5 protein-coding genes are annotated in these 7,942 nt (G+C 76.0%); 2 read left to right on the top strand and 3 right to left on the bottom strand.

Annotation, left to right across the window (positions count from 1 at the left end; all coding sequences use genetic code 11):
• The coding region (locus AAHZ94_RS23955; RefSeq protein ID WP_502964764.1) for a [protein-PII] uridylyltransferase family protein at positions 1-1,002 on the top strand (1,002 nt) is incomplete at its 5' end.
• Between the two features lie 43 nt (positions 1,003-1,045).
• Here the strand turns inward: AAHZ94_RS23955 and AAHZ94_RS23960 are convergent.
• Both AAHZ94_RS23960 and AAHZ94_RS23965 read right to left on the bottom strand, forming a co-directional pair.
• Positions 1,046-2,239, bottom strand: coding sequence for a phosphatase PAP2 family protein (locus AAHZ94_RS23960; protein ID WP_349995115.1), 1,194 nt, complete (start codon positions 2,237-2,239; stop codon positions 1,046-1,048).
• 70 nt (positions 2,240-2,309) lie between these two features.
• Positions 2,310-3,386 (bottom strand): LacI family DNA-binding transcriptional regulator, encoded by a 1,077-nt coding sequence (locus AAHZ94_RS23965; protein WP_349995117.1) that lies wholly within the window; start codon positions 3,384-3,386, stop codon positions 2,310-2,312.
• Between the two features lie 1,220 nt (positions 3,387-4,606).
• Between AAHZ94_RS23965 and AAHZ94_RS23970 the strand changes: the two genes are divergently transcribed.
• Positions 4,607-6,433 carry a glycoside hydrolase family 13 protein gene (locus AAHZ94_RS23970; protein WP_349995119.1) on the top strand — a complete coding sequence of 609 codons (1,827 nt, stop codon included), beginning with the start codon at positions 4,607-4,609 and terminating at the stop codon, positions 6,431-6,433.
• 116 nt (positions 6,434-6,549) lie between these two features.
• Here AAHZ94_RS23970 and AAHZ94_RS23975 read toward each other — a convergent pair whose 3' ends face one another.
• Positions 6,550-7,374: a hypothetical protein gene (locus tag AAHZ94_RS23975; RefSeq protein ID WP_349995120.1), complete on the bottom strand. Its 825-nt coding sequence runs from the start codon at positions 7,372-7,374 to the stop codon at positions 6,550-6,552.
• Between the last annotated feature and the right edge of the window lie 568 nt (positions 7,375-7,942).

A 7,942-nucleotide genomic window follows, 5' to 3' on the forward strand; every position in this document is an offset into this window, starting at 1 on the left:
GGCGCCCCACCGGCCGGTCTCGACGCCGGCGCCGCAGCCGACGCGGTCGGCTCCGCGCTCTCCGACATCAACGCGGCCACCCTCGCCGGCGCGCTGCGCGCCGCCGTCCGCGACGCCTGGGGCGAGACCCTGCCCACCCGGTTCGCGGTGATCGGCGTGGGCCGCTTCGGCGGCCACGAACTGGGCTACGGCTCCGACGCCGACGTGCTCTTCGTCCACGACCCGCGCCCGGGCGTCGACGAGCAGGAGGCCGCGCGGGCGGCGTTCGCCGTCGCCAACGAGATGCGCCGACTGCTCCAACTCCCCACCACCGACCCGCCGTTGCTGATCGACGCCGATCTGCGCCCGGAGGGCAAGTCCGGCCCGCTGGTGCGCACCCTGGCCTCGTACGCCGCCTACTACCGGCGCTGGGCCAAGGTGTGGGAGAGCCAGGCGCTGCTGCGGGCCGAGCCGGTGGCCGGCGACGCCGATCTGGGGGAGCGGTTCATCGAGCTCATCGACCCGCTGCGGTACCCGGTGGACGGCATCGGTGAGGACGCCGTACGCGAGATCCGCCGGCTCAAGGCGCGGATGGAGTCCGAGCGGCTGCCCCGCGGCGCCGACCCCACCACGCACACCAAGCTCGGCCGCGGCGGCCTCTCCGACGTCGAGTGGACGGTGCAACTGCTGCAACTGCGGCACGGCTGGTCCGAGCCGGGGCTGCGCACCACCCGCACCCGGGTCGCGCTGGCCGCCGCGCACGCCGCCGGTCTCCTGGACACCGACGACGCGCAGACCCTGGACGAGGCGTGGGTGCTGGCCACCCGGGTGCGCAACGCGGTGATGCTGGTCCGGGGCCGGCCCGGCGACACCTTCCCGGCCGACGGCCGCGAACTGGCCGCGGTCGGCCGCTACCTCGGTTACGAGCCGGGCCACGTCGGCGAAATGGTCGACGACTACCGCCGCACGACGCGCCGCGCCCGCGCGGTGATGGAGCGGCTGTTCTACGACTACGCGGGGTGAGCCGGGGCGTGGACCCCGGGGCGGGCCGCGCGCGGGGACCTGGTCAGGAGGTGTGCGGCGCGCCGTCGCCGTCGTCGGCCGGCACTGCCGCGCCTAGAGCGGGCGCCGTGCCCGAGGTGGCCGCCGTGCCCGGGGCGGTCGGGGCGGAGCCCGGGTCGGCTGGTGGAGCGGGCCGGGTCCCCTGAGCCGCCTCGCGCCCCGGCGGAGCCGCCGGCGGGACCAGTGAGGAGCCGGGCTCGGGTTCGGGTTCGGGAGAGTCAGCCGGGGCCGGGGCCGTGGTCGTCGTTGGGGGGGGGGGGGGGGGGGGGGGGGGGGGGGGGGGCGGGCGCGGGGCCGTACCCGCTTCCGTACCCGCCGCCGTCGGGGCACCCTGCCGGGTGGCGGTGCGCGCGCCCGCGTGCGCGATGTGCTGCGGCAGCCGGTACGGCGATGACGCGTACCAGGCGGCGGTGACGGCGAAGCCGAAGGCCAGGCAGATCAGGCCGCCGACGGCGTCCAGCCAGAAGTGGTTGGCGGTGGCGACGATCACCACCAGGGTCGCCACCGGGTAGAGCACGCCCAGCGCCTTGACCCAGCGCGGCCCGGCCAGCGCGGCGATCGTGATGCCGCACCAGGTCGACCAGCCGATGTGCATGGACGGCATGGCCGCGTACTGGTTGGAGACCTCCGACAGGTTCCCGGAGGCCAGTGAGCCCCAGGTGCGGTGGACGATGACGGTGTCGATGAAGTCCATGTCCGGCATCAGCCGGGGCGGGGCCAGCGGGAAGAAGTAGAAGCCGACCAGGGCCACCGCGGTGGTCGCGAAGAGCACCAGCCGCACCGCCGCGTACCGGCCGGGGTGCCAGCGGTAGATCCACACCAGCACGCCGATGGTCACCACGAAGTGCAGCGTGGCGTAGTAGTAGTTCATCCCCACGATCAGCCAGGTCACCGAGTTGACGCCGTGGTTGACGCCGCGCTCGACGGCCAGCCCGAGGTGCTGTTCGGCGTCCCAGATCCAGTCGGCGTTGCGCAGTGCGGTGGCCTGCTGGGTGGGGACGGCGTTGCGGATGAGCGAGTACGTCCAGTAGCTGACGGCGATCAGCAGGATCTCGAACCACAGGCGCGGCCTGCGCGGCGCCCGCCGCCTGGCCAGCCTGGTGCCGGCGGCCGGCGGGCGGGGCTCCGCGCGCTCCTCCATGGGTGGCGGGAGAGCTGCCGTCCGGTCGTCCGGGGTCCTCAAAATCGCTTCACCCATAGAAACCCAGTCTGCCAGACGTTGCCCACCCGCCAGGCCCCCGCGGGTCGCGTCTGCGCCGCTCAGGGCCCTAGCGGAGCGGTTCGGCCGGGGCGTGTGTGCCGGGTGGGGCCGGCGCCGTCGATCCCCGTACGACCAGCTCCGGGAGGAAGACGAACTCGCTGTGCAGCGGGGTGTCGGCGGTGTCGGGCGGCTGCGTGGGGTGTGCGCCGCCGATCTCCTCCAGGAGAGCCCGCACCGCGGCCTGCCCCATGGCCCGTACCGGCTTGCGGACCGTGGTCAGCGGTGGGTCGGTGAAGGCGATCAGCGGCGAGTCGTCGAAGCCGACGACCGACACCTCCTGCGGCACCCGCAGCCCGCGCTCCCTGGCCGCCCGCACCGTGCCGAGCGCCATCATGTCGCTGGCGCACACCACCGCCGTCACGCCCCGGTCGAGCAGCGCGCCGCCGGCGGCCCGGCCGCCCTCCAGGGTGTACAGCGAGTGTTCGATGAGCTCCGCGCACTCCTCGGCCGCCAGCCCCAGCCGCTGCCGCATGCCGCGCTGGAACCCCTCGATCTTGCGCTGGACCGGTACGAACCGGCGCGGGCCGAGCGCCAGCCCGATCCGCCGGTGCCCGAGCGCCGCCAGATGGGTGATGGCCAGCTCCATCGCGGCCCGGTCGTCGGGGGAGATGAACGGCGCCCGCACCGCCGGCGCGTACCCGTCCACCAGCACCAGCGGCAGGCCCCGGGCCCGCAGCCTGGCGTAGCGGCGGGGGTCGGCGGTGGTGTCCGCGTGCAGCCCCGACACCACGATCAGGCCGGCGACGCCGCGGTCGAGCAGCATCTCGGTCAGCTCGTCCTCGGTGGGGCCGCCTGCGGTCTGAGTGGCCAGTACCGGCGTGTAGCCCTGGCGGGTGAGGGCCTGCCCGATGACCTGGGCGAGCGCGGGGAAGATCGGGTTCTCCAACTCGGGGGTGATCAGCCCGACGAGCCCGGCGCTGCGCTGGCGCAGCCGCAGCGGGCGCTCGTAGCCGAGCACGTCGAGGGCGGCGAGCACGCTGGCCCGGGTGGCCGCGGCCACGCCGGGCTTCTCGTTGAGCACCCGGCTCACGGTGGCCTCGCTGACCCCCGCCTGGGCTGCGATGTCAGCGAGCCGTGCGGTCATGACGTGGGACTGTACCGGTCGGCCACGGCGCGGCGCAGCACCGTCCTGGCCGGTGCGGACGCCCGGAGGGCTTGTGCCCGGATGTGCCTTCCTGCAAGAGCTTGCATGATCGCCCGCAGGCCGGCGCGGGTGTCGTAATACCCCGCTCACCTGCCTGTCAAGGGCGTGCTGAAGCTGTCGGATGGGCGCATGGGGGCGGCCCTTCACGGGTGCGATGGAAAAATCCGGCAAGCTCTTTCGGTCGTCTTGCAGCCCTGTTACGTTCCTCGCCAGCCCGGTGCCGGGGGCGGGGTCGCCGTCCCCGCCCCGCCCGCACCGCCGGTACGGGGCCGGGCCGGCCGGGCAGGCGCGTGCGGGTCCGGCCGGGTGCGGCTGTGGCCCGGCGGTGCGGGCGGCAGACACACCCGAGAGGAACGACCGGCCCGCGCGGCAACGTCGCCGCCCGGGCCCCGGCACCGGCGGCCGTGACCGCCCGTACGCACCCCCGCGACCCCCGACCGGCGACCCCGACCCGCCTGACCACGACCCGAGAGACGACCCACCGGGCGCCGTCGCGGCCCCGGCCCCCCCCCCCCCCCCCCCCCCCCCCCCCCCCCCCGGTCCCCCCCTTCCGCCACCCCCCCGACCACACCCCGCCCCCCGCAACCTTAGAAACCCCCCCCCCCCCGCCGCCCCCCGGGGCGCCGGCGCGCCGCGGCGCACGCCCGCGGCCCCGCACGGCCCCGCCCACCGGCGGCCCACCGGAACCAGCCCACCCGCGCAGGTTCACCCGACCAGGGCCCACGGGACCGGCCCACCCGCAGCCGGTCCAGCAGGGCCCGCCGCCCGGGCTCTGCTACGGGGCCCTGCCGCCGAGACTCCTCCGCCCGGGGCCCGTACGGCCGGAGCCCATGCGATCCGGGGCCGGTCCATCCAGAACCGGTCCGCCCAGAACCGGTCCGCCCGGGTCGGTCCATCCGGGGCCGATCCTGCCGGGCCGGTCCGGCAGGGCTGCTCCGGCAGGAACCGGTCCGTTGGGCCCACCCCACCCACGGCCGGCTCACCCACAGCCGCCCCATCCCCATCCCCATCCCCACCCCCATCGCCCCGCCGACTCACCGACCACCTCAGCCCGGCCGCAAGCGGCGTGCGACCCGCGCCGCGTCGCCGGGCAGCCCCGCGGCCAGCCACCGGCCCCAGCGGCCGGGCGCCGCCCCGGACCCGAGCACCCCAGGGATGACATGACCGAGCACCTCGCCGCCCCTCCCGGTACGGCACCCACCGACCTGCCTGCCGCATCCGACCTGCCCGCCGGAGCCGACCCGGGCGCCGGGGCGGAGCAGCCCGCCGGGCTCGACCAGGGCACCCGGCCCGACCGGCGCACCGGTTCCGAACCAAAGGACGCTGGCCGGTCCGCGGTGGCCGGCGGGCGGCACCGCGACTGGTGGCGTGACGCCGTCATCTACCAGGTCTATCCGCGCAGCTTCGCCGACGCCGACGGCGACGGGATGGGCGATCTGGAGGGCGTCCGCCGCCGGCTGCCGCACCTGCGGGAGCTGGGCGTCGACGCCGTCTGGCTCAGCCCCTTCTACGCGTCGCCGCAGGCCGACGCCGGGTACGACGTCGCCGACTACCGGGCCATCGACCCCATGTTCGGCACCATCGCCGACGCCGAAGCCGTCATCGAACGCGCCCACGCCCTGGAGTTGCGGGTGATCGTGGACCTGGTGCCCAACCACTGTTCCGACCAGCACGCCTGGTTCCGGCGGGCGCTGCGGGAGGGGCCGGGGTCCGCGCTGCGCGACCGCTTCCACTTCCGACCAGGCAAGGGCCCGGGCGGTCAACTGCCGCCCAACGACTGGGAGTCCATCTTCGGCGGGCCCGCCTGGACGCGTACCACCGACCCGGACGGCAGCCCGGGCGACTGGTACCTGCACCTGTTCGCGCCGGAGCAGCCCGACTTCAACTGGGACCACCCGGCCGTGCACGACGAGTTCCGCTCGATCCTGCGGTTCTGGCTCGACCTGGGCATCGACGGCTTCCGCATCGACGTGGCGCACGGGCTGGTCAAGGCCGCCGGGCGGCCGGACGTCGGCCACAGCGGTCAGCTCAGGCTGCTCGGCAGCGAGCCGCTGCCCTTCTTCGACCAGGACGGGGTGCACGCCGTCTACCGGAGTTGGCGCGCGGTTCTCGACGAGTACCCGGGCCAGCGCATCGGCGTCGCCGAGGCATGGACCCCGAGCGCCGAGCGCACCGCCCGCTACCTGCGCCCCGACGAGCTCCACCAGGCGTTCAACTTCCACTTCCTCACCGCCGAGTGGGACGCCGCCGCGCTGCGCACCGTCATCGACGCCTCGCTGGACGCGATGCGCCCGGTCGGCGCCGCCACCACCTGGGTGCTCTCCAACCACGACGTCGTACGACACGCCACCCGCTACGCCGACCGGGACGCTGGGCCGGGCCTTGAGCTGGACCGTGCGCAGGGCCTGCGGCGGGCCAGGGCCGCGACCCTGCTGATGCTGGCGCTGCCCGGCTCGGCCTACCTCTACCAGGGCGAGGAGCTCGGACTGCCCGAGGTCACGGACCTTCCCGACGAGGTGCGGCAGGACCCCTCGTTCCGGCGCGGCACCGGGCAGGACGGGCTGCGCGACGGCTGCCGGGTGCCGCTGCCCTGGTCGGGCGAGGCCCCGCCGTACGGCTTCGGGCCCGAGCCCGGCGGCCCGAGTTGGCTGCCGCAGCCGGCGGACTGGGCCCCGTTGAGCGTGGCCGCGCAGACCGGGGACCCGGACTCGACGCTGGAGCTGTACCGGCGGGCGCTGACGGTACGGCGCGAGCAGCCGGCGCTGGGCGCGGGTGACGCGGTGCAGTGGCTGCCGGCTCCCGACGGGGTGCTCTCCTTCCGGCGCACGGCGCCCCAGGGCAGCGTGCAGTGCACGGTCAACACCACCGCACGCCCCATCGCGCTGCCCGAGCCCGGCCCCGTCCTCGTCTCCAGCGCCGGACTCGCCCCCGCGACGGGGGGCCTGCGCGAACTGCCCGCCGATACGGCGGTGTGGTGGGCGGTGTGAGCGCGGCGAGAGGGTGAGGACGCCGGGCGCGGTGGCGCGGCCGGCGCGGCTGGCACCGGGCCGCGGCGGGAAGGCGGCGGGACCGGGGCCCGCCGCCCGACGGCCCCGCCCAACCCTCAGCCGCGCAGCCGCACGCCGTACCGGGTGCGCAGCCGGCGGATCTCCCAGTACGCGAGGGCTGTCACAGTGGCCGGGCCGCCGACGAGGAAGACGTACGCAATGACGGGCGGGCCGCTGGGCAGGCCGCCGATGGCGGCGAGTTCCCCGACCAGGACGCAGGTCAGCAGTGCTGGGGCGGCGGGGTGGACGGCGGCCACGCCGAAGCCGGTACGGACGACGGTGGCCGCGGCGAACAGGAACAGGAAGACCGACCAGATGCAGACGGCGATGCTCGCGAGCACCAGCAGGGTTCCCAGGGAACCGCCCACATGGGAGGGGTTGGCCAGGTCGAGACCGTAGAACAGGGCCGGCACCATCGCCAACGAGCCGAAGAACAATCCGAGTTGGCGCAGTGGGCCGCGTAGTGCGGCGCGCATGGCGGGGCGGCGGGCGGGCGGTGCGCACCAGATGAGGACGCCGAGGACGACCGGCGCGCTGACGATGAGCAGCCAGGGCGTGAGTGCCAACGCGACCCAGTGGGCCGACAGTTCCTGGCCCACGTCCGCCATGTTGCCGAAGACCGCGAGCACCGCGATCGAGCACCCGACCGCGGCCCAGGTCCTGAGCCGCCTGAGCCGCGCCATGGTCGGGTCAAGGACGGGGGCCGGGGCTGCGGTACGGACGAAGACGCGCCACGCGGTGAGGCGGGCGCTGCGCGCGAGCGCGTACAGCACCAGGAACGGGGAGAACAGGAGCAGTACGGGAAGCAGGAAGACCAGCGCGCCGGGCGGCACCCGGAGCACCAGCCGCAGGAGCGAGGGCCAACCGCGCGGGCGCGGCACGGGGTCCGGGGCGCCTGGGGGCGGTGGTGGTGTCGGTGGCGGTGGTCCGGGCTGCGGTGGCAGTGGGCCGCCACCCGGTGGCGCGGGATGTGGTGGGCCGCCTCCCCAGCGGACGGTGGTCATCTCCGCACACCTCACCTTCTGGGCTCGCTGCACCTGCTGGGCCTGTTGCGCGCTCGGGGCCGGCGCCCCGGCCGTCGGCGCGGGACCGGCCCCCAGGCCAAGACGCCCGCGCCGCGCCGGACGGTTGCCGCTGCCGGCGGCGCGCCGGGTCGCCCGGGCACGGTGTCATGATGCGCCGGGCGGGCGAGTTGGCGGCGCTGCGGGGGCGGCGCGGCGCGGAGCGGAGCGCGGCGATCCCCCCACCTGGCCCAGGGAACGCGGCCCGGCACGGTGCCGCGTACTCACCGGCTTTCCGTGCCCCCGGCCGGCCGCGGCCACCTGTCGTCGGCGTACGGGCCTGCCGGCGTACGGGCCCGCCGGCCGGAAGGGGAGCCAAGGACGGGGCGGGGCGGTGCCGGGAGGGCAGCCAAAGACGGGACGGGGCGGGGCGGTGCCGGGAGGGCCG

Source organism: Streptomyces sp. HSW2009 (assembly GCF_040240285.1).
GTDB lineage: Bacteria > Actinomycetota > Actinomycetes > Streptomycetales > Streptomycetaceae > Streptomyces.